The 26,283-nt window shown below is 72.6% G+C and carries 23 protein-coding genes; 11 read left to right on the forward strand and 12 right to left on the reverse strand.

The window, feature by feature from the left end; translation table 11 throughout:
• Positions 1–6 precede the first annotated feature (6 nt).
• Genes HPC71_RS19630 through HPC71_RS19650 form a run of 5 tightly spaced genes read right to left on the reverse strand, consistent with a single transcriptional unit; the run spans position 7 to position 6,598 of the window.
• Positions 7–2,310, reverse strand: a complete 2,304-nt coding sequence (locus HPC71_RS19630; RefSeq protein ID WP_253943807.1) for a beta-glucosidase — start codon at positions 2,308–2,310, stop codon at positions 7–9.
• Between the two features lie 21 nt (positions 2,311–2,331).
• Positions 2,332–3,375, reverse strand: a complete 1,044-nt coding sequence (locus HPC71_RS19635; RefSeq protein WP_253943808.1) for a LacI family DNA-binding transcriptional regulator — start codon at positions 3,373–3,375, stop codon at positions 2,332–2,334.
• Positions 3,376–3,386: 11 nt separating this feature from the next.
• On the reverse strand, positions 3,387–4,298 hold the full coding sequence (locus HPC71_RS19640) for a carbohydrate ABC transporter permease (protein ID WP_154616584.1): 912 nt from the start codon (positions 4,296–4,298) through the stop codon (positions 3,387–3,389).
• A 10-nt stretch (positions 4,299–4,308) separates the two neighbouring features.
• A complete protein-coding gene (locus HPC71_RS19645; RefSeq protein ID WP_253943809.1) occupies positions 4,309–5,295 on the reverse strand; it encodes a carbohydrate ABC transporter permease in 987 nt (328 codons plus the stop codon).
• A 7-nt stretch (positions 5,296–5,302) separates the two neighbouring features.
• Complete coding sequence (locus HPC71_RS19650; protein WP_154616583.1) at positions 5,303–6,598, reverse strand: ABC transporter substrate-binding protein; 1,296 nt, start codon at positions 6,596–6,598, stop codon at positions 5,303–5,305.
• A 118-nt stretch (positions 6,599–6,716) separates the two neighbouring features.
• Here HPC71_RS19650 and HPC71_RS19655 point away from each other — a divergent pair, with 118 nt between their 5' ends.
• Together HPC71_RS19655 and HPC71_RS19660 are read left to right on the forward strand one after the other, a co-directional pair.
• The gene (locus tag HPC71_RS19655; protein WP_154616582.1) at positions 6,717–7,997 is read left to right on the forward strand and encodes an endo-1,4-beta-xylanase; all 1,281 of its coding nucleotides are present in this window, start codon (positions 6,717–6,719) and stop codon (positions 7,995–7,997) included.
• A 12-nt stretch (positions 7,998–8,009) separates the two neighbouring features.
• The gene (locus HPC71_RS19660; protein WP_154612533.1) at positions 8,010–8,771 is read left to right on the forward strand and encodes a Type 1 glutamine amidotransferase-like domain-containing protein; all 762 of its coding nucleotides are present in this window, start codon (positions 8,010–8,012) and stop codon (positions 8,769–8,771) included.
• Here the strand turns inward: HPC71_RS19660 and HPC71_RS19665 are convergent.
• From HPC71_RS19665 to HPC71_RS19680, 4 genes are read right to left on the reverse strand one after another with little or no spacing between them, the layout of a single operon-like run.
• Positions 8,759–9,574 carry an ABC transporter ATP-binding protein gene (locus HPC71_RS19665; RefSeq protein WP_216656482.1) on the reverse strand — a complete coding sequence of 272 codons (816 nt, stop codon included), beginning with the start codon at positions 9,572–9,574 and terminating at the stop codon, positions 8,759–8,761. The two genes, HPC71_RS19660 and HPC71_RS19665, sit on opposite strands and share 13 nt — an antisense overlap.
• Entirely contained in the window at positions 9,571–11,433 is a 1,863-nt protein-coding gene (locus tag HPC71_RS19670; RefSeq protein WP_154616581.1) for a branched-chain amino acid ABC transporter ATP-binding protein/permease, read from the reverse strand. The genes HPC71_RS19665 and HPC71_RS19670 overlap by 4 nt, the downstream gene beginning before the upstream one ends.
• Positions 11,430–12,314: a branched-chain amino acid ABC transporter permease gene (locus HPC71_RS19675; RefSeq protein WP_154612531.1), complete on the reverse strand. Its 885-nt coding sequence runs from the start codon at positions 12,312–12,314 to the stop codon at positions 11,430–11,432. The genes HPC71_RS19670 and HPC71_RS19675 overlap by 4 nt, the downstream gene beginning before the upstream one ends.
• On the reverse strand, positions 12,314–13,546 hold the full coding sequence (locus HPC71_RS19680; protein ID WP_154612530.1) for an amino acid ABC transporter substrate-binding protein: 1,233 nt from the start codon (positions 13,544–13,546) through the stop codon (positions 12,314–12,316). Before HPC71_RS19680 ends, HPC71_RS19675 begins: the two co-directional genes overlap by 1 nt.
• Before the next feature lie 197 nt (positions 13,547–13,743).
• Between HPC71_RS19680 and HPC71_RS19685 the strand changes: the two genes are divergently transcribed.
• The gene (locus HPC71_RS19685) at positions 13,744–15,297 is read left to right on the forward strand and encodes a phytoene desaturase family protein (RefSeq protein WP_154612529.1); all 1,554 of its coding nucleotides are present in this window, start codon (positions 13,744–13,746) and stop codon (positions 15,295–15,297) included.
• 32 nt (positions 15,298–15,329) lie between these two features.
• On the opposite strand, the gene HPC71_RS19690 is transcribed toward HPC71_RS19685, so the two are convergent.
• The 3 genes from HPC71_RS19690 to HPC71_RS19700 form a co-directional block, all read right to left on the reverse strand.
• Entirely contained in the window at positions 15,330–16,694 is a 1,365-nt protein-coding gene (locus HPC71_RS19690) for an amidohydrolase family protein (protein ID WP_171897090.1), read from the reverse strand.
• Positions 16,695–16,756: 62 nt separating this feature from the next.
• On the reverse strand, positions 16,757–18,070 hold the full coding sequence (locus HPC71_RS19695; protein ID WP_171897091.1) for a dihydrolipoamide acetyltransferase family protein: 1,314 nt from the start codon (positions 18,068–18,070) through the stop codon (positions 16,757–16,759).
• Between the two features lies 1 nt (position 18,071).
• Entirely contained in the window at positions 18,072–20,252 is a 2,181-nt protein-coding gene (locus HPC71_RS19700; RefSeq protein ID WP_154612527.1) for an alpha-ketoacid dehydrogenase subunit alpha/beta, read from the reverse strand.
• Between the two features lie 143 nt (positions 20,253–20,395).
• On the opposite strand from HPC71_RS19700, the gene HPC71_RS19705 reads away from it, so the two are divergent.
• From HPC71_RS19705 to HPC71_RS19740, 8 genes are read left to right on the forward strand one after another with little or no spacing between them, the layout of a single operon-like run.
• Entirely contained in the window at positions 20,396–20,914 is a 519-nt protein-coding gene (locus HPC71_RS19705; protein WP_154612526.1) for a VOC family protein, read from the forward strand.
• Positions 20,911–21,552 (forward strand): GntR family transcriptional regulator, encoded by a 642-nt coding sequence (locus tag HPC71_RS19710; RefSeq protein WP_154612525.1) that lies wholly within the window; start codon positions 20,911–20,913, stop codon positions 21,550–21,552. Before HPC71_RS19705 ends, HPC71_RS19710 begins: the two co-directional genes overlap by 4 nt.
• Positions 21,552–22,004 carry a (2Fe-2S)-binding protein gene (locus HPC71_RS19715; RefSeq protein WP_154612524.1) on the forward strand — a complete coding sequence of 151 codons (453 nt, stop codon included), beginning with the start codon at positions 21,552–21,554 and terminating at the stop codon, positions 22,002–22,004. The genes HPC71_RS19710 and HPC71_RS19715 overlap by 1 nt, the downstream gene beginning before the upstream one ends.
• Complete coding sequence (locus tag HPC71_RS19720; RefSeq protein WP_171897092.1) at positions 22,001–24,037, forward strand: xanthine dehydrogenase family protein molybdopterin-binding subunit; 2,037 nt, start codon at positions 22,001–22,003, stop codon at positions 24,035–24,037. The genes HPC71_RS19715 and HPC71_RS19720 overlap by 4 nt, the downstream gene beginning before the upstream one ends.
• Before the next feature lie 13 nt (positions 24,038–24,050).
• A complete protein-coding gene (locus HPC71_RS19725; RefSeq protein WP_187810973.1) occupies positions 24,051–24,218 on the forward strand; it encodes a hypothetical protein in 168 nt (55 codons plus the stop codon).
• Positions 24,215–25,114, forward strand: a complete 900-nt coding sequence (locus HPC71_RS19730; protein WP_154612523.1) for an NAD(P)-dependent oxidoreductase — start codon at positions 24,215–24,217, stop codon at positions 25,112–25,114. Before HPC71_RS19725 ends, HPC71_RS19730 begins: the two co-directional genes overlap by 4 nt.
• On the forward strand, positions 25,111–25,596 hold the full coding sequence (locus HPC71_RS19735) for a cupin domain-containing protein (RefSeq protein WP_154612522.1): 486 nt from the start codon (positions 25,111–25,113) through the stop codon (positions 25,594–25,596). The genes HPC71_RS19730 and HPC71_RS19735 overlap by 4 nt, the downstream gene beginning before the upstream one ends.
• Positions 25,593–26,273 carry a fumarylacetoacetate hydrolase family protein gene (locus tag HPC71_RS19740; RefSeq protein ID WP_154612521.1) on the forward strand — a complete coding sequence of 227 codons (681 nt, stop codon included), beginning with the start codon at positions 25,593–25,595 and terminating at the stop codon, positions 26,271–26,273. Before HPC71_RS19735 ends, HPC71_RS19740 begins: the two co-directional genes overlap by 4 nt.
• Positions 26,274–26,283 lie beyond the last annotated feature (10 nt).

Raw genomic sequence — 26,283 nt, forward strand, 5'->3', positions numbered from 1 at the left:
CGCCGCTCAGCCGCGGACGACGGTGACGGCCGGCTCGAGCACCCGGTCGTGGCCGACCTCGCGCACCGAGCCGGTGAGCCGCAGCTCCACGACCGAGCGGATGTCGGCGCTCGAGGCACCCACCCGCAGCTCGACGGCCCCCGGCTCGACCAGCCGCACCAGGTCCCGGCCGGTGAACGAGGTCAGGTCGGCGTGCAGCTCGAAGCGCACCTCCGTCCGCTCCCCGGCCGCCAGGTCGACCCGCGCCGCGGCGATCAGCTGCTGCACGGGCCGCACCACCGAGGAGGCGCGGTCGTGGAGGTAGACCTGCACGACCTCCGACGTCGCCTGCTCGGGGTGGCCGACCAGCGGCACCACCAGCTCGCAGGTCCCGTCGGTGGCCCACGTCGAGCCCGACGCCGCCGCGTCCCCCCAGGTCGCGGCGGCGTAGGACAGTCCGTGCCCGAAGGCGAACAGGGGGGTCGGGTCGACCGAGCTGACCTCGCTGCGCTGCCCCAGCGTCGAGGCGAGGTACGTCGACGGCTGGGTCGAGCCGGGGCCGGGGAAGGAGACCGGGAGCCGGCCGGTCGGGGCGACCCGGCCCGCGAGCACGTCGGCGACGGCGGTCGCGCCCTCCTCACCCGGGAAGAACCCGCACACCAGCGCGGCGAGCCGGTCGACCTGGCGGGTGAGGTCGTAGGGGCGACCGACGAGGAGCACCGCGACGACCGGGGTGCCGGTGGCCAGCAGCGCCTCGAGCAGCTCCTCCTGGCGGCCGGGCAGCCGCAGGTCGGCGACGTCGCAGCCCTCGCCGGAGGTGCCGTTGCCGAACAGGCCGGCCCGGTCGCCGAGCACGACGACGCACACGTCGGCGTCGGTGGCGACCGCGACGGCCTCGGTGATGTCGGCGTCGGACCCGCCGAGCACCGGGCAGCCGAGCGCGGAGGTGACCTCGAAGGTCTCGGCGAGCGCCTCGCGGACGGTGCGGATCTCCAGCCCGGGCTCGGTGCCGGGGTGGTGGACCAGCACGTGCATCGGGAAGGAGTAGCAGCCGAGCATCGCCTCGGGGGTGTCGGCGCGGGGGCCGACGACCGCGAGCCGGGCGCCGGGCGCGAGGGGCAGCGCGCCGCCCTCGTTCGCCAGCAGCACGACCGAGCGGCGGGCCACCTCGAGCGCGAGCGCCCGGGCCTCCGGCGGGTCGAGGTCGAGGATCGGGTCGGAGCCGGTGCCGGCCTCCGCCGGGGCCCAGCCCGGGTCGAGCAGGCCGAGCTCGCACTTCTGGCGCAGCACGCGGAGCAGGGCCCGGTCGACGAGCTTCTCGTCGACCAGCCCGGCGGCGACCGCGGCGAGCAGCGGCCCGCCGTACGCGTTGATCGAGGGCAGCTCGACGTCGATGCCGGCCTCGAGCGCGAGCCGGGCGGCCTCCTCGAGGTCCTCGGCGACGTGGTGCAGCGACTCGAGGAAGGCGATGGAGAAGTAGTCGGCGACGACGGTGCCCTCGAAGCCGTAGGTGTCGCGCAGCAGGGTGGTGAGCAGCGCGCGGTCGGCGGCGGCGGGGACGCCGTCGGTGTCGGTGTAGGAGTTCATCACCGAGCGGGCGCCGGCGCGCAGCGCCATCTCGAACGGCGGCAGGATCACGTCGGCGAGCTCGCGCGGCCCGAGCGCGACGGGCGCGTGGTTGCGCGCGGCGCGGGAGGCGGAGTAGCCGGCGAAGTGCTTGAGGGTGGCGACCACGCCGGTGCTCTCCAGGCCGCGGACGTAGGCGCTGCCGAGGAGCCCGACGAGGAAGGGGTCCTCGCCCATCGTCTCCTCGACCCGCCCCCAGCGCAGGTCGCGGACGACGTCGAGCACGGGCGCGAGGCCCTGGTGGACGCCGAGGCCGCGCATGGTGGTGCCGATCCGCGCCGCCATCCGCTCCACGAGGTCGGGGTCGAAGGTCGCGGCCCAGCACAGCGGGTTGGGGTAGGCGGTGGCCTGCCAGGCGGCGAGCCCGGTGAGGCACTCCTCGTGCACCTGGGCGGGGATGCCGAACCGGTTGGCCGCCACGACCTGGCGCTGGCGCTCGGCGAGCGCGCGCAGCCCGGCGGCGGGCTCGACCGGGTCGGTGCCGAAGGGGCGGGTCAGCTGCCCGAGGCCGTCGCGGACGAGGTCCTCGAAGCGTTGCCCGGCCGCCAGCGCCTCGCGCAGCATCGGCGCCATGTCGCCGACGTCGGGGTCGACGCCCCAGATGCTGGAGAGCTGAGCGACCTTCTCGGCCAGCGTCATCCGGGCGACGAGGTCGCCCACGCGGACGTCGACGGGGAGGGTGGTGTCCTGCCAGGGGTCGGTCACGCGACCGCTCCGTTCGGGGGATCAGGCGGGTCGGGGCGCCGCGGTGGAGCGGCGGGTGACCAGCGTGGTGGGGAGGGTGAGCTGGGTGTCGGCGACCGGGGCGCCGTCCAGCAGCCCGAGCAGCAGCGCGACCGCGTCGTGGCCCATCCGGCGGATCGGCTGCTCGACGGTCGTGAGCGGCGGGTCGGACAGCGCGGACTCGGGCACGTTGTCGAAGCCGATCACCGACAGGTCGCCGGGCACGTCGAGGCCGCGCTCCCGGGCGACCTCGAGGACGGCCAGCGCGGAGAGGTCGTTGGCGGCGAAGACCGCGGTCGGCGGCTCGGGCAGCGCGAGCAGCCGGTGGGCGGCGACGCGGGCCTGCTCGGTCTCGAACGCGCCGAGCGCCAGGAGCGACTCGTCGACGTCCAGCCCTGCGGCGGCGTGCGCCTCGCGGAAGCCGCGCTCGCGCAACTGGGCCGAGACCAGGTCGGGGCGGCCGGTGACCATCCCGATCCGGGTGTGGCCCAGGCCGATGAGGTGGTCGACGCCGAGGCGCGCGCCCTGGAGGTTGTCCCCGGCCACGGTGGGCAGGCTCGAGCGGCCGGTGTGCGGGTCGACGGCGACCACGGGCCCGTCGTACTGCACGTCGGTCACGGTCGGGGTGACCAGCACCGCGCCGTCGACGAGGGTGCCCATCACCCGGGAGAGGTAGCGCCGCTCCCAGCCGACGTGCTCGTCGACACGGCCGCCGGCGGAGTAGGCGACCAGCTCGAAGCCCGAGTCGCGGATCGCGTCGGCGGCGCCCTTGAGCACCTCGGTGCTGAACGGCTCGAAGTCCGCGACGAGGACGCCGATGACGTTGGTACGCCGGTTGCGCAGGCTCCGCGCGACCAGGCTCGCCTCGTAGCCCAGGCGGGTGATCACCCCCATGACGTGCTGGGAGGTCGCCGGGGAGACGCCGTACCGGCCGTTGAGCACCTTCGAGACCGTCGAGACCGACACCCCCGCCTCGGCCGCGACCTGCTGCATCGTCACGCGGCCGCCGGACGCGCTCGTCGTCCCGGGCTGCTGCTCCACGTCCACCTCGGTGCCCCTCATCCCTTCACCGCGCCCTGCAGGCCGCTGACGATCCGCCGCTGCATCGCCAGGAAGAGCACCAGAGCGGGGATCATGGCGATCGTCGTGAACGCCAGGACGCCGGCGGTGTCGGCGGAGTACTGCGTGGAGTAGTCCGCCACGCCGAGGGGCAGCGTACGCATGTCGTCCTGGAGCAGCAGGAGCGGAAGCAGGTAGGCGTTCCACGACGTCACGAACGCCAGCACGCCGACGGTCACGAGGCCGGGCACGACCAGGGGCAGCGCGATGTGGCGGAACACCCCGATCCGGGAGGCGCCGTCGATGAACGCCGCCTCCTCCAGCTCCCGCGGCAGCGCCATGAGGAAGGGCCGCAGGATCACCACGGTCGTGGGCAGCGCGAACGCCGCCTGCGGCAGCGCCACGCCCCACCAGGTGTTGCCGAGCTCGAGGTCGCGGGTGATGAGGATGAACAGCGGGATGATCGCGACGGCCACCGGGAAGAGCAGGCCGAGCACGAAGACCATGAACAGCGGCTCGCGGAGCTTGAACTGGTAGCGCGCCAGCGGGTAGGCCGCCATCACCCCGGCGATCACGGCGAGCACGGTGGTGATCAGGGCGATCACCGTCGAGTTCAGCGCGTAGCCCCAGAAGTCGGGGTTCGACACGACCCGCTCGTAGTTGTCGGTCACCCACGGGTCGGGCAGGCCGGCGGGGTCGCGGATGAGCTGCTCGTTGCTGCGGAAGCCGCCGAGCGCGCCGTAGAGCACCGGGCCCAGCGTCAGCGCCACCACGGCGAGGGCGAGCAGGTAGACCAGCGGACCGCCGCCGCCGAAGGACCGGCCGCGCCGGCCCCGGGCGCCGCCCGGGCCGTGCGAGGAGCGCGGCTCGGGCTCGTCGGCGACGGGGGGCAGCTCCTGGAGCGTCGTCATCGTCGGCCTCTCATCGCTGGTCGGCGGTGTCGCGCCGCAGCACGAGCACCTGGTAGAGCAGCGCCATCACGAACGCCACGACGAAGAGCACGACCGAGGCGGCGCCGGCGATGCCGTAGTTGCCGCGCTGGGTGCCCTGGCTGACCAGGTAGGTCGCCATCGTGGTCGTGGCGTTGGCGGGGCCGCCGCCGGTCAGGATCCACACCATGTCGAAGAGCTGGAGCGAGCCGATCATCGACAAGAACGCCCAGGTGCGGATGGTCGGGCCGAGCAGGGGCAGCGCGACCCGGACCTGGGTCTGCCACCAGCTGGCGCCGTCGAGCTGGGCGGCCTCGTAGAGCTCGTCGGGCACGCCCTGGAGGCCGGCGAGGAAGAGCAGCACGGCCAGGCCGAGGTACTTCCAGGTCAGCACCACGAAGACGGTCCACAGCGCCAGGTCCGGGGTGCCGAGGAACCCCTGCTCGGGCGGGGTGATGCCGATCGTCGTGAGGATCGACTCCACCAGGCCGCTGCGCGGCTGGAGGAGCTGGAACCACACGACGCCGGCGATCACCTCGGCCAGCACGTAGGGCACGAAGACGATGGTGCGGAGCAGCCCGCGCCCGCGGATGCGGCGGTTGAGCAGCACCGCGAGGAGCAGGCCGAGCGGCAGCTGCACCGCGATGGAGAGCCCGACGATCGTCAGGTTGTGCACGACGGCGTCCTTGAAGACGCTGTCGGTGAGCACCTGCTCGTAGTTGCGCAGGCCCACGAAGTCGTCCATCGGGCCGAAGCCCTTCCAGCGGAAGAACGACATCCGCACCGCCGAGATCACCGGCCAGACGACGAACGTCGCCATCAGGACCAGCGCGGGTGTGACGAACAGGGCGATCTCGAGCCGTTGCCGCCACCGCGAGCTGCCCGGAGGGGCGCCCGGCACCGAGGGGTGCCGGGCGCCGTCGCCCTCGGTCGGCGCCGCTGCCGGGGTGGCCGCGACGGCGGCACCGGTCGAGGTCACGAGCTGCTCACTTCTCCTGGTCGGCGGCCTGCTGGGTGGCGTCGACGACGTCCTGGGCGTCGGCCTGGCCGGCGAACTGCAACGCGATCGCGTCGTTCATCGCGCCGCCCACCGACGCGCCGAACAGCGTGTCGAAGAACAGCTGGACGTACGCCGCCTCGTCGCGGACCTGGATCAGGTCCTTGAGCGCCGGGTCCGAGAGCGAGTCGATCGCGTCCGGGTTGGTCGGCAGGCCCATGTCGTTCTCGGCGAAGCCCTGCTGCACCTCGTCGGAGAAGAGGTACTTCACGAAGTCGACGGCGACATCGGGCGCGGTCTCCGCGACCGCCCACGCGTCGCCGCCGCCGAGCTGTCCGGCCGGGTCGCCGGCCCCGCCCTCGACCTGCGGGAAGGGGAACCAGCCGGTCTTCTCGCCGAGCCCCTTGCCGTCGTCGGTGAGGCCCTGCATGACGCCGGGCTCCCAGTGGCCCTGGAGCTCCATGGCGACCTTGCCGGTCGCGAGCAGGCCGGAGGCCGAGCTCGCGCCCTCCTGGCCGGGCGTGGTGAGGAAGCCGGGGTTGAACGGCTCGGCCGCGACGACGTCCTCGACGACCTCACCGGCCTGGACGAAGCACGGGTCGGAGAAGTCCATGCTCTCCATCGAGGAGTTGAGCGTGTCCTGGGAGCAGGTGCGGACGCCGGCGAAGTACCAGTAGTGGGCGGCCGGCCACTTGTCCCCGGCGCCCACGGAGATCGGGGTGATGTCGGCGGCCTTGAGCTGGTCGATGACGTCCATCAGCTCCGCCATCGTCTCCGGCACTGCCTCCACCCCGGCCTGCTCGAAGAGCTCCTTGTTGTACCAGAACCCGTCGACGCCGACGGAGAACGGGATCGCGTAGGTCTTGCCGTCGACCTGCCAGCCGGCCAGCGTGCCCTCGGCGATCTCGGCGATCTCCTCGGAGGCGTCCGAGGAGAGGTCGCGGGTCAGCCCGGCCTCCACGTGGTCGGCGAGCTCGCCGCCGCCGCGCTCCATGTAGACGTCGGGGATGTCACCGCTCTGGAAGCCCGCGGCGAGCTTGTCGACCATGTCCTGGTGCGCCATGGCGGTCACCTGGACGTCGACGCCCGGGTTGTCCGCCTCGAAGTCCTTCGCGACCTGCTCGTAGAAGCCCTTGCCGGGCTCGTTGTTCGAGTTGTGCCACCAGGTGATGGTGTTGGCGTCCCCGCCGGACGACGACTCGTCGTCGCTCCCGCACGCGCCGGCGGCCGCTAGCACGCCCACGCACAGCACGGCCAGCGCCGCGCTCCGTGTCCTCTTCGCCATGGAAACCCCTCTTGTCAGGCCCCACCCCTCAGTGATGTGGGTCACAGGACACTGACACCGGTCCGACCGGCTTGTCAATCGTTGTCGATAACGTTTTCCACGACTACGGTCAGCGGCCATGACCGATGCCTACGAGCACCGTCGCGGCACCGCGTCGGTGACGGTCCGTCGCGCCGACGGGACCCCGCTGGACCTCGCCGAGGTCGTCGTCGAGCAGCGGCGGCACGCCGTCGCCCTGGGCTGCATCGGCTTCGACCTCGTCCCCCTCGCGGCGGCCGAGGCGGGGCTCCCGACCGAGGCGCCCGGCGGCGGCGCGGACGTCTTCGGCGGCGCCGGGCTCGCGGGCGCCGAGGACCTGGCCGGGCTCTGGCTCGACCTCTTCGAGGTCGCGACCCTGCCCTTCTACTGGGCCGGCTTCGAGCCCGAGCCCGGGCGGACCGACACCGAGCGGCTGCGCGCCGCGGCCCGCTGGTTCGGCGACCGCGACGTCGCGGTCAAGGGCCACCCGCTCGTGTGGCACACCCTGGCCCCCGACTGGCTGCGCGGGCTCCCCGACGACGAGCTCGAGGCGACGGTCCGCGCGCGGGTGCGCCGCGAGACCACCGACCTCGCCGGCCTGGTCGGCACCTGGGACGCGATCAACGAGGCGGTGATCATGCCGGTCTTCGCCAACGAGGAGCAGGAGAACGCGATCACCCGGCTGTGCCGCCGGCTCGGCCGGGTGGAGACCGTGCGGCTGGCCTTCGAGGAGGCCCGGGCCGGCGACCCGACGGCGACGTACGTGCTCAACGACTTCGACATGTCCCCCGCCTACGACCGGCTCGTCGAGGAGGTCCTCGCCGCGGGGGTGCCGGTCGACGCGATCGGCCTGCAGAGCCACATGCACCAGGGCTGGTGGGGCGAGGAGCGGACGCTCGAGGTGCTCGACCGGTTCGCCCGGCACGGGCTGCCGCTGCACCTGACCGAGACCACGCTGCTCTCCGGCGACCTGATGCCGCCCGACGTCGAGGACCTCAACGACCACGTGGTCGACTCCTGGCCCTCGACGCCCGCCGGCGAGGAGCGCCAGGCCGAGGAGGTCGTCGCGCACTACCGGACGCTGCTGGCCCACCCCGCGGTCGCGTCGGTGACGTACTGGGGGATCACCGACCGGGGCGCCTGGCTCGGCGCCCCCGCCGGCCTGGTCCGCGCCGACGGCAGCCCCAAGCCGGCGTACGACGCGCTGCACTCGCTGCTGCGCGAGGAGTGGTGGCTCGCGCCGACCACGCTGCGCACCGACGAGGCGGGGCGGGTCGAGGTGTCCGGCTGGGCGGGGACGTACGCCGTCTCGGCCGGCGGCGCCACAGCCGACCTCACCCTCCCGGCCGGTGCGTCGACGGCGGAGGTCGTCCTCGGCTGACACCATCGCGGCATGACGACCACGATCATGGCCATGGGCGGCGGCGGCTTCTCGATGGAGCCCGACAACCCGCTGCTCGACGACCACCTGCTCTCGCTGGCGACCCGGCGGCGCGGGGCGGGCGGCCTGCCGCGGGTGTGCTTCGTGCCGACGGCCAGCGGGGACTCCGTCGACTACCAGGACCGGTTCCGCGAGGCGTTCGCCGGCCGGGCGGAGACCAGCACGCTCCAGCTGTTCCGCTACGACGAGATCCCCGGGCTGCCCGCGGGGGACCTGCGCTCCTTCGTGCTCTCCCAGGACGTCGTGTACGTCGGCGGCGGCTCGACCGCGAACCTGCTGGCCCTGTGGCGGCTGCACGGCCTCGACACGATCCTGCGCGAGGCGGCCGAGGACGGCGTGGTGCTCGCGGGCATCAGCGCCGGGATGAACTGCTGGTTCGAGGCGTCGGTCACCGACTCCTTCGGCCCGCTCGCCCCGCTCCCCGACGGGCTCGGGCTGCTGCCCGGCTCGTCGTGCCCCCACTACGACGGCGAGACCGACCGGCGCCCCACCTACCTCGACCTCGTCGGCACCCGCCGGCTGCCGTCCGGGTACGCCGCCGACGACGGCTGCGCGCTGGTCTTCCGCGACGGCGCGCTGGCCGAGGCGGTCTCCTCCCGCCCCGAGGCGCGGGCCTACCGGGTCCACCTCTCCGGCGACGCGCTGGACGTCGAGGACGCCCTGGAGGCCCCCGACGTCGCCGAGTCGCCGGTCGAGGTGCGCTACCTCGGCTGAGGGTCGCTGGGCCCCGGCGGCCTCCCGTTCGGACCGCTGACCACCGGCACGTCCGGCACCACCTCGCCCGCGACGGGCGCGACCGTGCCGCCGAAGTACATCTGGGCCAGGTGCGGGTCGGAGAGGATCGCGCCGGCCTCGCGCTGGGTGATGACCTTGCCGGACTCCATCACGATCCCGTCGGTCGCCATCTTCATCCCGAACCGCACGTTCTGCTCGACGATCAGGATCGTCTTCCCGCTGTCGCGCAGGACCATGACCGAGGCGTACAGCGCCTGCAACGCCTTGGGGTCCAGCCCGAGGGACGGCTCGTCCAGGAGCAGCAGCTGGGGGTCGAGCATCAGCGAGCGGGCGAACTCCACCATCCGTCGCTGACCTCCGGAGAGGTTGCCCGCGCTGTCGTTGCAGCGGTCTGCCACCAGCGGGAACAACGCGGCCACCTGGTCGTAGCGCTCCTTCACCAGCGCACTCCTGCGCCGGATGATGTAAGCGCCCAGGAGGACGTTCTCCCGCACCGTCATGGTGGGGAAGAGCGCGTTCGACTGAGGCACCTGGGAGATGCCGAGCTCGAGGATCTGGGACGCCGAAGCCCGCTGGATGGGCCGGCCCTGCAGGTGCACCTCACCCAGGCGAGGGCTCAGCAGGCCGCTGACCGTCTTGAGCACCGTCGACTTGCCGGCGCCGTTCGGGCCCACGATGCACGCCACCGAGCCGGTCGGGACGGTGATGTCGACCCCCTGGAGAACGTCGCCGCCGCCGTAGCCGGCCACGACCCCCCGCATCGTGAGCATGGGCTCGCTCATGCCTCCACCTTCCCCTCGAGGACGAAGTCGTCGCCCAGGTATGCGTCGATGACGGCCGGGTCGCGCTGGATCTCGTCCGGCGTGCCGGACGTCATCGTCCTCCCGCGGGCCAGCACGTGGATCGGGTCGCACAGGCCGAGCACGAACGGCATGTTGTGCTCGACCAGCAAGAACGTCTTGCCGTAGGAGTTGAGCTCGCGGATCATCTCGCCCATCCGCTCGATGAGCGCCGGGTTGATGCCACCGGCGGGCTCGTCGAGCAGGACCACCTTGGGGTCGAGCATCAGGATCTGGGCGAGCTCGACCAGCTTCTGCTGGCCGTAGGAGAGAGCGTGGGCCTTCTGGTCCCGGAACGCTCGCATCCCGACGTACTCCAGCAGCTCGTCGGCGGCTCGCGCCTCGGCGCCGCTCACCGCGACCCGGCCGAGCTGGGCGACGGAGAAGGTGCGCTGCACGGCGACGACGTTCTCGAGCACCGTCATCTCGCGGAACAGGCGGGTGATCTGGAAGGTCCGGCCGAGCCCGCGGTGCGCCCGGTCCCAGGACGGCCGGCCGTCGATGCGCTGGCCGTCGAGCCAGATCTCTCCGGAGTCGGCGTGCACGGTGTCGTCGATGAGGTTGAAGATCGTCGTCTTGCCCGACCCGTTCGGTCCGATCAGTCCCGTGATCGACCCCTCCGGTACGACGAACGAGGCACCGTCGACCGCCTTGACGCCACCGAAGTGCTTGACCAGGTTCTTGACCTCCAGGACCGGCCGATCAGGGATCTCGGCACGGTCGACGACCTGCACCCGGTCGGTGATCGAGGCGAGGCTGCCGCCGGAGCCGATGCGGGCGCCGACGAGGCCGGCCCTGCCCCGGGTCCGGGCCCAGGCCAGGCCGGACTCGATGGCGGGCAGGATGCCCTTGGGCAGGAAGATCACCACCACGACCAGCAGTCCCCCGAAGAGGAACAGCCGGATGTTGCCGCCGCCCCAGTCGTTGTTGGCGGTCTCGTTGAGCCACTCGATGAGGAACGCGCCGAGCACCGGGCCCCAGAGGGTGGCCTTGCCGCCGATCAGCATCGAGAGCACCAGCTGCACGCTGAGCAGGATGCTGAACATGCCCCGCGGGTCGATGAAGGTCAGGTAGTAGCCGTAGACGGCACCGGCCATCCCCACGACCAGGGCGCTGGCCATGAACGCGATGATCTTCTGGGTCGGCAGGTTGATGCCGATCGTCGCGGCCTTGGTCTCGTCCTCGCGGATGGCGATCAGGCCCATCCCGAGCTTGGTCCGCCGGATCCACCACGTCATCAGCAGCTGGAGGCCCAACAGGCCGAGGAGCGTGTAGTGGAAGGGCAGGTTGGCGATGTCGCGGTCCCAGGTCGGCAGCGGCAAGGTCAGCCCCGCCGTGCCGTTGGTCAGGGAGACCCAGTTGACCGCGATCACCTGCACGAGGAAGAGGAACGCGACCGTGATGATCACGAACGACGGCCCCCGCGAGCGCAGCGAGACCAGGCCCAGCACCAGGGCGACGAGCGCAGCGACCCCGCCGGCGACCGGAACCCACAGCCACACGTTGGTGTCGGGGAGCTTGGTCGCCAGGACGCCGATCGTGTAGCCACCCAGACCGATGAACGCGCCCTGGCCCAGAGAGATGTAGCCGGCGAAACCGGAGATGATGCTGAGCCCGCTGGCACCGATCGCGAAGACCAGGGACAGGATGATCATGTTCTCGTAGTAGAGGTCGTCGCTGACCAGCGGGAAGACCACCAGCAGCACGCCCGCGGCCAACGCGACGACCCGGCCGACCCAGATCGGCTGGATCCGGGACCACGGGCTCCGCGGGACGTCCACGGGGGCGGTGGGGGAGCTCATGCGGCGACCGCATCCTCTCGGAGCTTGGCGCCGAGGAGGCCCTGGGGCCGGATCAGCAGCACGGCGAAAACGATGGCGTAGGGGACTGCGGTCGCCCAGGCGGGCGACACGTACGCCGCCGTCATGGTCTCGGCGATCCCGAACATCAAGGCGCCGAGCACGGCGCCGTTGAGGCTGCCCAGGCCACCCAGGACCACGATCGCCAGCAGGCGGGCGATCCACTGGTAGTGCGAGCCGGGCACGAAGGGGTAGAGCACACCGGTGATCGCCCCGCCGGCACCCGCGGCCGCGATCCCGAGGGCGAAGACCAGGGCCGCCACCGAGGCGACCTTGATGCCGACCAGCTCGGCGGAGGCCGGGTTGCTCGCGGCAGCGCGGATCGCGCGCCCGAGCCAGGTCTTGGTCAGCACGATCCACAGCAGGACGAGGACCACGACGGCGATGACGCCGCCGTACACCTGGGCCTTCGGCAGGAACAGTCCGGCGAACCGGAACGACTCGTCGCCGTACGACGGGCGGATCGCGGTCGAGCTGTTGCCCCAGATCTCCCCCATCGCCCCCTCCACCACCAGCGCGAGGCCGAAGGTCAGCAGGACGGTGGAGGCCATCGGAGCAGTACGGACCGGCGAGACCGCCACCTTGTAGGTCAGCCAGCCGATCACGAACACGATCGGGGTGGTGAGCAGGGTGGCCAGGAGGGGATCGATGCCGAAGGAGTCCCACAGCCAGTAGGCGACGAAGGCACCCAGGATGAGGAAGGCACCGTGGGCGATGTTGATCACCCGCATGACACCGAAGATCAGAGTCAGCCCGCTCGCCGCCAGGGCGTAGACGCCGCCCAGCAGCAACCCGAGGAGGAGGGTCTGGAGCAGCTCGGTCATCAGCCGGCGCCGCCCGGGGTCCAGGTGGCGGTGATCTTCGCGGTGGAGGCCTCCTCCGGCAGCACGATCTGTGCCTCGCCGTCCTGCCACTGCCCGATCAGGAACTCACCCTGGGGCGCACCGGTCTCGTCCCACGACAGTGGGCCGAGGATGGTGTCGACCTCGTTCTCGCGCAGCCAATCGGCGATCGCGCCCTGGTCGTCGATGCTGCCGACCGCCTCGACCGCAGTCTGGAGCACCTGGCCTGCGGCATAGGCGTCGGCGGCGTCCTCGGGCGGGAGGCCTCCGTACTCGGCCTCGTAGGCCTTGACGAAGTCGGCGTTGCCGGGGGTGTCGGCGTCGGGGTGGTGGCTCACCGCGTAGAACACGCCCTCGGTGTTGTCCGGCCCGACTCCGTCGGCGTACTGCTCGCCGAACGACGGGGCGTTGGTCTGGAAGAACATCTCGGGTGCGAACCCCGCCTTGAGCATGGAGCGGGTCATCCCGACGCCGTCCTCGAACTGCGCACCGTGGAAGACCAGGTCGGGATCGGCGTTCTTCATGGCGCTGACGATGGTGTCGAAGTTCCGTGTGTCGATCGCGTAGGTCTCCTCGTAGACCGTCTCGACGCCGGCCTCCTCCAGCGCCGAGCGGGCACCCTCGACGACAGGTGCGGCGAAGGGGTCGTCGAGGGTCGGGTACGCCGCGGTCTTCGGACGTTGGTCCTCAGGCAGGTTCGCCACCCACTCGGCGAAGACCAGGCCTTGACGGTCGGCGGTCGCCTGCTGGGCGAAGAAGAGGTACTCGAACCCTCGGCTGAAGATCTCCGGCGACCCGCCCGCCGGCTCGATGTAGATCATCTGGTTCTTCTCCGCGACGGCGGAGGCCGGCAGGTTGAGCAGCGAGGAGAAGGTGCCGAGGAGGAGGTCCACCTTGTCCTGCCCGATCAGCGCGTTGTAGTCGGCGACGATCGTGTTCTGGTTCGACGCGTCGTCCTTGACGACGAGCTCGACGTCGCGTCCCAGCAGGCCCCCGTTGTCGTTGACCGTCTGCGCCCAGATCCGGTATCCCTGCTCGGCCGCCTGGCCCGGCTGGGAGAACTCGCCGGTGAGCGGGAGCGAGGTACCGATGGAGATCGGGTCGTCGGACCCGCCACTGGCGGAGTCGTCGCCGCCGCAGGCGGCCAGCCCGGACGCCAGGACACCTGCCAGGACCAGGGCCGTCAGGCCCCGGCGGTGCAGAGCGTGGGACATATTTCCTCCTCGGTGCTGCCACGGTTGCCGCAATCGATTGCGGCCATTGCAGTGTTGTGAACCACGCCACACTCTGTCAAGGACTTGGCGGGAACGGTCCCCGATCCCTGCCGCGACCGGGCGGGGGGCGGATCGCAGGACCCCGCCGAAAGGGTCCAGCCGTTGCAATCGGTTGTGCCTGGTGCCACGCTCCCCCCATGTCATCCGACCCCCGCCCGGAGCCCGCCGAGGTCGTGGTCGTCGGCGCGGGCCACAACTCGCTCGTCGCCGCGGCTTACCTGGCCCGGGCGGGCCTGGACGTCCTCGTGCTGGAGGCAGAAGAGGCGGTCGGCGGCAACACCCGCACCGAGGAGCTCACGCTCCCCGGCTTCGCCCACGACTCGTGCAGCAGCGCCCACGTGCTCATCCAGAACAACCCCCTGATCCGCGACGACGAGCTCGGCCTCCTCTCCGACCACGGACTGGAGTACGTCGCGACCGACCCGGCCGTCGTCCTCCCGCAGGCCGACGGCGAGCTGCTGGTGATGCACCGGGACCTGTCCGCGACGGCGGCCGAGCTGGCGCGATGGTCATCCGCGGACGCCCGCGCCTTCGAGCAGATGATCGGCGCCTGGCGGGGCGGGCTCGCCGCCGCGCACGGGCGCTGGAGCTCGGGCCTGCCCCAGCCCGACGACGAGACGACCCGGAGCTACCGGGCCCTGCGGCGGCGTAGCGGGTGGGAGGTGGTCCACGAGACCTTCTCCCACCCGGTGACCCGCTCCTTCATGCTCTGGCTGGCCATGGCCACGATCCAGGACCCCCGACGCCCGGGCACCGGGTTCCTGCCCTCGTCGCTGGCGGCCGGGCGGCTCGATGCCGGCTGGACCACCCCGGTCGGGGGGAGCCAGGCACTGCCCGACGCCCTGGTCCGCGTCATCACCGGGCGCGGTGGCCGCGTCGTCTGCGGGACGCCCGTGGTCGGCGTCCTCACCGACGGGGACCGCGCGACGGGTGTCCGCCTCGCGAGCGGCGCCACGGTCCGGGCGAGCCGGGCAGTGGTGACCGGCGGGCACCTCCGGGGACTCTCGGGGATGCTCGAGGGCCGGGCACCGACCGGCGACCTGGACCGGGCCCGGGACAGCTGGCGACCGGGGCTGAGCGTGCTCGCCGTGCACGCGGCCCTCCGCGACGACCTGCGGTTCGGGCCCTCCGGCATCACGAGCGCGGCGGCCGGGCTGGGCACGACCGGGGGGATCGTCGCCCACCTGGACCGGTTCGCCGCGGGCGAGTGGGACGCCGAAGACCCCTGGCTCCTGGCGGTGAACCAGACCACGGTGGACCCCTCCCGCCGTCCCGCCAGCGGCGGCGGCACCTTCAAGATCCTCACCATCGCGCCGTACTCCCTCGCCGGCGGTCGCTCGTGGTCGCAGGAGAAGGACGAGTACGGCGCGCGCCTGGTCGACCTGGTGCGGCGGCACTGCACCGGGCTTGCGCCGGCGGACATCCTCTCGGTCCGCACCGAGTCACCGCCCGACGTCGCCGCGCACAACCCCCAGAACGTCGGCGGCTCCTGCCACGGCGGTGAGTTCGTCCTCGACGGCGAGGTGGTCTCCGGCTGGCCCCGCTACGACACCGACGTGCCCGGGCTCTTCCTGACCGGCGCCTGCGTGCACCCCGGCGGATCGGTCTCCGGGCGACCGGGCCGCAACGCGGCCCGCGCGGTGCTCACGGCACTGGCCCTGGACCCCGGGACGGTGATGGGCCCGACCTGATCCGGACCCATCACCGTCCGCCCGCCGACCGGTCAGCGGGCGAGCAGGGCGGCGAGCGCGCGCTCGGCGCCCCGGACCACGCGGTCCTCGTCGATGTCGACGAGGACGCCGCGGCGCTTGCGGAGGCGGCCGTCGACGATCACGGTGTCGACGTTCTCCGCGCCGGTGGCCAGCGCGAGGGTGTTGGAGACATCGGTGACCGGCGCCGTCCCCACGTCGTGCTTGCGGACGAGCACGAGGTCGGCTCGCTTGCCGGGCGTGAGCGAACCGACGACGTCGCCGAGACCGAGGCTCGTGGCGGCGTCGATCGTCGCCATCTGCAGGATCCGCCGGGTGCCGACGGCGAGCTCCTGCTCGGCGAGGCCGCGGTAGAGCCCGGTCGCGAGTCGGAGCACCGACCACAGGTCGCCGGACCCGACCAGCGAGAGGGTGTCGACCGACAGCGACATCAGCATGCCGCTGGCCTCCATCTCGCCGACCGGCGTCACGCCGTACCCGATCAGCAGCTCCGACCACGGGCTGATGCTCACCGACGCCCCGCTCTCCCGGACCGCGGCGCGCTCGGCCTCGGTCGTGTAGAGCGCGTGGATCAGCTGGGTGTCCGGCGTCAGCATGTCCTGCTCGGCCAGCTGCCTGATCATGCCGATCTGGCCGTGGGCACGCGTGGAGTTCGCGTGGTAGCTGACCGGGATGCCGAGACCTCGCGCGGCGTCGTACTCCGGACGGAAGACCGCCTCGCCGACCAGCCCCGGCGGCCGCCCGGCCAGACCCAGGTGGAGGAGCGGGACCTTGCCGCCGTCGAACCACTCCCGCTTGACCCGGGCGATGTCGTCGAGGTCGACGAGCGAGGTCGCGGGGTGACCCTGGGGGGTCCCGTAGGAGAAGCGACCCCGCAGGCCGATCTCCCGGTGTGCGCGCAGGTTGGCGTCGGCGTGCGCCGGCGAGCGCAGGTTGTGCGACCAGTCGTGGACGGTGGTGATGCCGGTGTTGAGCGCCTCGACCAGCGCGAGCCGGGCACCGTGGTAGAGGTCTTCGGGCAGGGCGCGCACGCCGTTGGCGATGTTGAGCGCGAAGTACGCCGTCTCCGGCGAGCTGCTGGACATCGCGCGGAAGAGCGTGGTCCACAGGTGCCAGTGGGTGTCGACGAGGCCGGGCATCGCGATCATGCCGCGCCCGTCCATCTGGGGCGCCCGGACGCGGAGCCGGTGGCCGACCTTCACGATCCGGCCGTTGCGGACGTGGATGTCCCCGTCCGGGAGGTCACCGACCCTGGGATCCATCGACACCACGTGGGCGCCGGTGACGACGAACTCCCGGTGGCGCGACGCCCCCGGCTTCGAGGCGGCGGGCGAGGCCGCCGCACCCAGGGCGCCGCTCGCGGCCGCACCGCCCAGCACCGTTCTTCTGCTCAGCTCCATCTGTTCTCTCCAGACACTTCGCGGCGCCGGCGGCGCCGGAGTCAGGTGAGCAAGCGGAACGGGCGCTCGAGCAGCTGCGTCAGCGCGGCCAGCCAGCGGGCGGCGACGACGCCGTCGACGGGGCGGTGGTCGACCGAGAGCGTGAGCGTCATCAGCTTGCCGGGGACGACCAACCCGTCCTCCACGACGGGTTCGTCGCGGACCGCACCGACCGCCAGGATCGCGGCGTGCGGCGGGTTGATGATGGCGGCGAACTCCTCGACGCCGTACATGCCGAGGTTGGTGACGCTGATCGTTCCGCCCTCGAGCTCGTCCTGCTTGAGGCTGCCGTCCCGAGCGCGACCGGCCAGGTCGCGGACCCTCTCGGCCACCGCACCGACCGTCAGCGAGGTGACGTCGCGGACCACCGGCGTCATCAGTCCGCGGTCGGTGGCGACCGCCACCGCGATGTCGACGGTGTCGAAGGTGCGGACCGCGTCCGGGGTCCACACGACGTTCATCTCGGGGACGGCGCGGTGCGCCGCGGCGACCCCCTTGACGACCATGTCGTTGAGCGAGACCCGCACGTCGCCGTCGTTGATCTCGGCGCGTAGCGCGACGAGCGCATCGGCGCGCACCGTCGTGCGGAGGTAGAAGTGGGGCGCGGTCTGCTTGCTCTCGGTGAGCCGGGCGGCAACGGCGCGGCGCAGCCGGGTGTGGGGGATCTCGGCGGGGGTCGGCGCGGGGGTCGGCGCGGGGGTCGGCGCGGGGGCGGCGGACTGGGACGGGGCCGCTGCCAGCGCCGCTTCGACGTCGCGGCGCAGGATGCGTCCGCGTGGCCCGGTTCCGGTGATGTCCTCGACGAGGAGGCCGCCTTCCTTCGCGATCTTGCGGGCGAGCGGGCTGGTGAAGACCCGGCCGTTCGACCGCACGGGGGCCGGTGCCTCCTCCTGGAGCGGCGCCCCCGACTCAGGGTCGACCGGGGCGTCGACGGGGGCGTCGAGGGGGTCCTGAGCAGCCGTGTCGGCCGCAGGGTCGGGCGAGGCGTCGGCCAGGTCCCCGCGCTCAGGACCGACCGGAGCGGTCACCGCGACGCCGAGCGCGACGAGCGCTGCGTCGAGGTCGTCGACCGACTCCCCCGGCGTCCCGAGGACCGCGATCGGGGCGCCCACCTCCACCTGGGAGCCGGGCTCGACCAGCCGCCTGAGCACGACGCCTGCGTCGTCGGCCTCGACGTCGACGATCGCCTTCTCGGTCTCGACCGTGGCGATCGCGTCGGAAGCGGCGAACTCGGCGTTCTCAGCCACGAGCCAGTCGGCGAGGACCGCCTCGGTCGCATTGGCGGCGACCTCGGGCATGCGCAGCAGGGTGGGCACGTCAGTACCTCGCGATCTCGGCGAGCTCGGCGATGACCTCGTCCTTCTGGGCGATGGCCGCGCGCTCGAGCACCCTGCTGATGCTGGGCGACGCCTCGGCGCCGGTGACCCTGCGGACCGGTGCGTCGAGCAGGTCGAAGAACCGGCGGTGGATCTCATCGGCGAGCCATCCGCCGTACGACGTGCCGACCGCGCCCTGCTCCGCGATCAGGACCTGGTTGGTCCTGGTCAGCGACTCCTCGATGAGGTCCCAGTCGATGCTCGCGCGGTCCAGCCAGCGCAGGTCGATCACCTCGGCATCGACCTGGCCGAACTCCTCGACCGCCTCGAGCACGAACGCCACCATCCCGAGGTAGGTGAGCACCGTGACGTCGTTCCCGGGGCGGCGCACGACCGCCTTGCCCACGGGCAGCACGTAGTCGAGGTCGTCGATCGGACCGGGGCCCGAGGAGCGGTAGAGGTCGACGTGCTCGAGCACGACCACGGGGTCCTGGCAGGCGAGCGCGGCATTCATCAGCCCGACGTAGTCGTAGGGGGTGGACGGCGCGACGATGCGCCAGCCCGGGTTGGTCGCGAAGACACCGGCGGGGTCCATGGAGTGCTGCGAGCCGTAGCCGGTGCCCATGGCCACCTTGCTGCGCAGGACCAACGGCACACCGGACTCCCCGCCGTACATGTGCCGGGCCTTGCCGATCTGGTTGAACAGCTGGTCGGCGGCGACCCACATGAAGTCGGCGTACATGAACTCGACCACGGGCGTGCAGCGACCGTCGAGCGCGATGCCGCCGGCCAGGCCTGCGAAGGCGTTCTCGCTGATCGGGGTGCCGAGGATGCGGCCGGGGAAGCGGTCGGAGAGGCCGCGGGTCGCGCCGTTGGTGCCGCCGTTGAGCCGGTGGACGTCCTCGCCCATCACGACGACACCGGGGTCGGTCTCCATGCGGCGCCCCATGACGGCGGCGACCGACTCGATGAACGTGGTCTCCTGCACGGGGACGGCGTGGCCGTCCGGCTGGACGACCCGGACGGAGGAGAGCTCGGAGAGGTCGCCGCGTACGCCGACGTCGACCCAGTCCGGGTCGGGCCACTCGGCCGGCTTGATCCGGCGCTCGCCGGGCTTGCCGCCGGGGAGCGGCTCGACGAGCACGCTCCCGATCTCCTCCATGACGGCCTTGGCGGTGGCGACCGCCTGCGCGGTCTCCTCGGCGGACATGATGCCGCGCCGCTGCAGCTGTGCAGCGGTCTGCAGGAGCGGGTCGCGGGCGCGCCAGGAGCGCTCCTCCTCCTTGCTCCGGTAGCCGAATGCGCTGCCGGCGAAGGCGCCGTTCTGGTGGAAGAAGCGGTAGGTGTCGACCTCGACGACGCTCGGCCCCCGGCCGCGGCGCATGTGCTCGACGGCCTCGGTCATGGCGAGGTGGACCGCGAGGGGGTCCATGCCGTCGACCTTCCAGCTGGCGATGTTGAATCCGAGGCCGCGCGCCGAGAGCCGCGGTTCGGCTGTCGACTCGTGGACGGAGGTGGAGACGGCGTACTGGTTGTTCTCGATGAAGAAGCAGACCGGCAGCGACCAGGCGGCCGCGATGTTCATCGTCTCCAGCGTCGAGCCGATGTTGATCGCGCCGTCCCCGAAGTAGGTGACCGCGACGGCGTCGCTGCCGGAGTACCGGTGGGACCAGGCGAAGCCGGCCGCCTGCGGGACGCCACCACCGACGATGGCGTTGGTGCCCATCGCTCCGGCGTCCTTCCACTGCAGGTGCATCGAGCCGCCCCTGCCGTGGCTCCACCCGCGGTCCAGGCCGCAGATCTCCGCGAGGGTCTTCAGCAGCACCTCGCGGACCGCGTCGGCCGGCGGCTCCAGCGGGTCGAGGCCCTTCGGCTCGACATGGTGCAGCGCCTTGGCCAGGAACTGGTGGTGGCCGCGGTGCGAACCGTTGACGGAGTCCTCGCTGGAGAGGGCGAGCACGGAGCCCACCGCGCCACCCTCCTGGCCGATGCTCGAGTGCGCCGGGCCGTGGATGAGGCCCCCGCTGGCCAGGTCGAGGACGTACTGCTCGAAGGTGCGGATCCAGACCAGCTGGGCGTAGATCGACCGCAGCAGGTCCGGGTCGGCCGCGTCCCAGTCGGACTCGGTGGCGACGACCTCGACCCAGGGCGACGCGGGGGCGAGAGGGCGGTGCTCGGGCATGGGTGCTCCTCGGCGAGGTCCTTCGGTCAGCCGACCTTGACACAGGATTGGATCCGAAATCTAGAGTACGGTGTGGTGGACGCCACACATTCCGTCGTGCTTTGCTGCGCCCCACAGGTGATCGGATCCGAAAGGGGCTCTCCATGCCGATGCCCGGCCTCCGCCGGATGGACCACGTCGGCTTCACCGTGCCCGATCTCGACGAGGCCCAGGACTTCCTCGTCGACGTGCTCGGCTGCGAGTACCTCTACTCGCTCGGCCCCTTCCGGCGCGAGGAGGACGACGACTGGATGCTGACCCACCTCAACGTGCACCCGCGCGCCGAGATGGTGGAGAACCGGTGGTTCCGCTGCGGGGACCAGGCGGTCTTCGAGGTCTTCCACTACGCCGCACCGGACCAGCGCGAGGGGGTTCCGCGCAACAGCGACATCGGTGGTCACCACGTCGCCCTCTACGTCGAGGACCTCGACGCCGCGATCGACCATCTCCGGGCGAGCGGCGTGCACGTGCTGGCCGGCCCCACGGCCAGCACGGGGCCGGCGGAGGGCAACCGGTGGATCTACTTCCTGAGCCCGTGGGGGATGCAGTTCGAGCTGGTCTCCTATCCCGAGGGCAAGCGCTGGGACCGCGAGCGTCCTGGGCCGTCAGGATGGTCGGCATGACTGACGTGAGCAGCAGCCGGGTGGCGGCCTACCTCCGCGAGGCGATCCTCGGCGGCGACCTCTTGCCGGGTGACCGTCTCCGCCAGGAGGAGGTGGCGGCGCGGCTCGGGGCGAGCCGGCTGCCGGTGCGCGAGGCGCTGCGCATGCTGGAGGCCGAAGGCCTGACCGAGCACGAGCCGCACAAAGGTGCGCGCGTGCCGCGGCTGACCCAGCACGAGGTCGACGTGATCTACCGGATGCGGGAGCGGCTGGAGCCGCTGGCCCTCGTCGAGAGCCTTCCGCAGCTCACCGCGCTCGACCACGAGCGGCTCGAGGAGGTGCAGCAACGGATCGAGGACAACGACGACCTGGAGAAGTTCCTCGACCTGGACCGCGAGTTCCACATGCTCACCTACAGCGGGTGCTCGATCGAGCCGCTGAACCAGAACGTCACCCGGCTCTGGAACTCCACCCAGCACTACCGCCGCGCCTACGTCGCGCTCGGCGGGCACGGCCGGATGTGGGTCGTCAACGCCGAGCACCGGCTGATCCTCGACGCGGTGGTACGCCGCGACCCCTCCGACGCCGAGCGGTACCTCGAGGGGCACATCCGCCGCACCCGCAACGCGCTCGCGCGCCACCCGGAGGTCTTCGACTGATGGATCTCACCCTCAACGGGGCCCCCGCCACGCTCGCCGGCGACCACGAGACCTCGCTGCTCACCGCGCTCCGCGACGAGCTCGGGCTGGTCGGCACCCGCTTCGGCTGCGGGCAAGGGCTGTGCGGGGCGTGCTTCGTGGAGGTCGACGGCACCGTGGTGCCGTCCTGCCAGACGCCGATGTGGCAGGTGGCCGACCGCTCGATCACCACCGTGGAGGGCCTCTCCCGCGACGGCCGGCCGCACCCGGTACAGCAGGCGATCCTCGACCGGCAGGCCGCGCAGTGCGGATTCTGCATCTCCGGCATCGTGGTGCGCGCGGCCGTGCTGCTGCGCGACGAGCCCGCGGCCGATGCCGACCGGGTCGCCGAGGCGCTCGACCGCAACCTGTGCCGGTGCGGGGCGCAGCGGCGCATCATCGAGGCCGTGCTCGCCGCGCGGGAGCCGGCGTGAGCGCGCTGCCACCGCACGTCGTGGACAACCCCCGGCTCGGGACCTGGCTGAGCGTCGCCGACACCGCCGACGGGCCGGGCGTCGAGGTGCACGTCGGGAAGGTCGAGCTGGGCCAGGGGATCCTCACCGCGCTCGCGCAGGTCGCGGCCGATGCGCTCGCGCTGCCGGTCGCCGGCATCCGGATGGTCCCCGCTGACACCGCCCACGGCCCCGACGAGGGCCTGACCGCGGGGAGCCTGTCGGTGCTGCAGGCCGGCGCGGCGCTGCGCCACGTCGGGGCCGTGGTCCGGGCGATGGCCGACCCGGCCGAGGAGGGGTACGTCGGCCGGATCGCCGCCCTGGACCCCGACACCGATCTCTGCACCGCGCCGACCGCCGGGCCGGTGCGGCCCACGGCGGTGGGGCTGGACGTGCCTCGGCTCGACCTGCCGGACAAGGTGCTCGGCCGGCCGCGCTTCCTGGCCGACCTGCGCCCCGAGGGCCTGCTGCACGGGCGGGTGCTGCGGCCGCCGTCGCCCGGGGCCCGGCTGGTGTCGCTCGCCCCCGACTGGCAGGCACCCGGCGTCGCGCTGGTCCGCGACGGGTCGTTCGTCGGCGTCGTCGGCGAGCGTGAGGCCGATGTGGACCGGGCACTCGAGCAGCTGGCCCGCGACTGCAGCTGGGCGGAGGTCGACTCGCTGCCCGAGGAGTCCGGGATGGTCGAGTGGCTGCGCGCCGGTCCGCACGAGGCGATCGAGGTGCTCGAGGAGTCCCCGGCCCCGGGCACCGTGACGGCGTCGTACTCCAAGCCGCTGCTGGCGCACGCCTCCATCGCCCCGAGCGTGGGGATGGCGCTCTGGGACTCCGCGCGGGTGCGCGTGTGGAGCCACAGCCAGGGCATCCACCTGCTGCGCCTCGCCATCGCCGGAGCACTGGCGCTCGACCCGGCGGCGATCGAGGTCGAGCACGCCGAGAACGCCGGCTGCTACGGCCACAACGCCGCCGACGACGCGGCCTTCGACGCGGTCCTGCTGGCGCGGGCGGTGCCGGGGCGTCCCGTCCAGGCGCGGTGGACGCGGCCCGACGAGCTCTGCTGGGCGCCCCTGTCCCCGGCGATGGCCGCGACGGTGTCCGCCGGACTGGTCGAGGGGCGGATCACCGGCTGGTCCTACGACGTGGTCGGCCTCGGCCACTCCTCGCGCCCCGGCTACCGCGGCGCTCCCGGGCTGCTGGCCGCGGCCCACCTCGCGACGCCCATCGACCTGCCCCAGCCCACCGATCCGCCCCTGGCTTCCGGCGGCGGCACCACCCGCAACGCGGTGCCCCTCTACGACGTCGGCCCGCGCCGGGTGACCGGTCACCGGCGCATGGACAGTCCGTTCCGGACCTCGGCGATGCGCGCGCTCGGCGCCTACCTCAACGTCTTCGCCATCGAGAGCTTCATGGACGAGCTGGCGCTCGCGGCCGGCGCCGACCCGGTCGACTTCCGGCTCGAACATCTCTCCGACGAGCGGGCCCGCCACGTCGTCGCCGAGGCCGCCCGGCTCGCGGGCTGGACCGAGCCGCTCCCCGAGGCCGCCGGGCGCGGCCTCGGCTTCGCGCGCTACAAGGACACGGGCGCCTACTGCGCCGTGGTCGCCGAGGTCACCGCCATCTCCGCGGTGGAGGTACGGCGCCTCACGGTCGTCGCCGACATCGGGCTGGTCGTCAACCCCGACGGCGCCCGCAACCAGCTCGAGGGCGGCGCGACGCAGTCGGTCAGCTGGACCACCAAGGAGCGGGTCCGCTTCGACCGGCGCCGGATCACCACGACGGACTGGGAGCGCTACCCGATCCTCACCTTCAGCGAGGCACCGCCCGTCGACGTCCACCTCGTCGACTCCGACGAGCCCTCGCTCGGCGCGGGGGAGGCCGCCCAGGGACCGACTGCGGCGGCGATCGCCAACGCGGTCCACCGGGCCATCGGCGTACGCGTGCGGGACCTGCCGCTCGACGCCGACTCGATCATCCGGGCCATCGAGGCCTCGGAACGCCAGGAGCAGACCCCGGAGTAGAGGAGAGAACCCGATGCCACGCATCAGCTACGTGCCGATGGAGGCGATGGACGCCGAGATGCGCGCCGAGATGGAGCGCGGCGCGCGGGAGGGCACCCCGCGCCCGGAGTCCTCGACGGTCCGCGCGCACTGCCCCGAGGTCTTCACGACCTTCACCCGCGGGGGCGGGGGCGGGCGATGAGCGCGATGCGGAGGATCGAGCGGGTCGGCTTCGTGGGGCTCGGCGCGATGGGCAGCGGGATCGCCCGACGGATCATGGACGCCGGCCACTGCCTCACCGGTTGGAACCGGACCAAGGCCAAGGCCGAGGACCTGCTGGCCGCCGGCATGGGATGGGCCGACACCCCGCGCGAGGTGGCCGAGCAGTGCGACGTGGTCTTCACGATGCTGACCAACACCGCCGCGATCGAGGCCAACGCCCACGGCGAGGACGGCCTGATCGCCGGTCTGCGACCGGGGTCGGTGTGGGCCGACCTGAGCACGATCGCCCCCGACACCAGCGTGGCCCTCGGCGAGGCCGTCGCCTCGACCGGCGCGTTCTACCTCGACACCCCGGTGTCCGGCAGCCCCGCCACGCTCGCCGCCGGCCAGATGTCGGTGATGGTCGGCGGCGACCGGGCGGCGTACGACCACGTCGAGCAGCTGCTGCACGCGATCGGCCCCAAGGTCACCTACATCGGCCCCAACGGGCACGCGATCCTCACCAAGGTCGCCATCAACCTCTCGCTGGTGGTCTCGGTGACCGCGTTCGCGGAGGCCGTGACGCTCGTGGAGAAGGCCGGTGTCGACCGGGCCGCCGTCGTCGACGCCGCGTTGAAGAGCGTGATCGCCTCGCCGGTGATCGGCTACCGGGCTCCGCTGCTGGTCGACGACGACGAGGTGTACGCCGATGTGGAGCTCCAGCAGAAGGACCTCGTCCTCGCCCAGGAGCTCGCCCGCAGGCTCGGCGCGATGGTGCCGACCTGCTCGGCGGCGAGCGAGATGCTCAGCGCGGCACGCAGCAGCGACCTCGCCGATCGTGACTTCCTCGTCAGCGTCGCTGACGTCTACCGCCGAGCAGCAGGAGTGATCCGATGAGCGACACCGTGCCCCAGCAGCCCGAACAGTCCCAGCAGTCCCAGCAGTCCCAGCAGCCCGCGAGGCCGGTGTTCCGCACCACGATCGACGACGTCCCGCTCGAGCAGGACCTGCGCGAGGACGAGGGGTGGGTCGACATGCAGGTGCAGTACCTCATCAACTCCGAGCGCGGCGGTTCCGACGGCCTGACCGTCGGCCGCACGGTGCTCCCGCCGGGCGCCCGGCACGACCGGCACCTGCACCCCGACGCCGACGAGTTCCTCGTGGTCATGTCGGGCCGGGGCGAGATCCACACCAACCACGGACGCGAGCCCTCCCAGGCCGGGGACGTCATCTTCACCCCCCGCGGCAACTACCACGGGTTCGTCAACACCGGCGAGGAGGACGTGCTGCTGATCTGGGGCTGGAGCGGTGCCGGCTCGCTCGAGGCGGCCGGCTACGGCCTGCCCGGTCCGGACGAGTCGTTCGCCGACCCGGAATGAGCGCGCTGGACCCGCGCATCGCCCAGGGCACGGCGCGGATGCTGGCGGCCCGGGACCGGGCGCTCGCCCGGGGTGCCGGGGCGCTCGGCTGGAAGGCGGGCTTCGGCGCCCCTGCGGCACTCGCGTCCTGGGGCACCGATCGTCCCCTCGTCGGCTTCCTGACCCGCGACCGCCAGGTGGCCTCCGGTGCCCTGGTCGAGGTCTCGAGGTGGGCGAAGCCGGTGCTCGAGGCCGAGGTCGCCGCTCACCTCGCTGCCGACCTCGGCCCCGGCGCCTCGCCCGAGGAGGCGCTGGCCTCCGTCGGCGGCTGGTCGGTCGCGATCGAGCTCGCCGACGTCTCGTTCCCTCCCCACGACCTCGGGCAGGTCCTGGCCGACAACATCTTCCACCGGCACGTGCTGCTCGGTCCGGTGCTCCCCGAGCGACCCTCGCCGCTGTCGTTCTCCGTCCGGCGCGACGGCGAGGAGGTGTCGGCCACCGCCGACCCCGAGGCCCTCACCGGCGAGCTCGGCGCCGTGCTGGCCTCGATGGCCGGCACCCTCGGCGCCTGTGGGGCCGCGCTGGTGGCCGGCGACGTCGTCATCACCGGATCTGTCGTGGCGCCGCTCCCCGCCGCGGCCGGCCGGTGGGTCGCCGACGCGGGCGCCCTCGGCGCGGTCCAGGTCACGCTCCGCTGATGCCTCAGCG

The organism is Nocardioides marmotae (assembly GCF_013177455.1).
Lineage (GTDB): Bacteria > Actinomycetota > Actinomycetes > Propionibacteriales > Nocardioidaceae > Nocardioides > Nocardioides marmotae.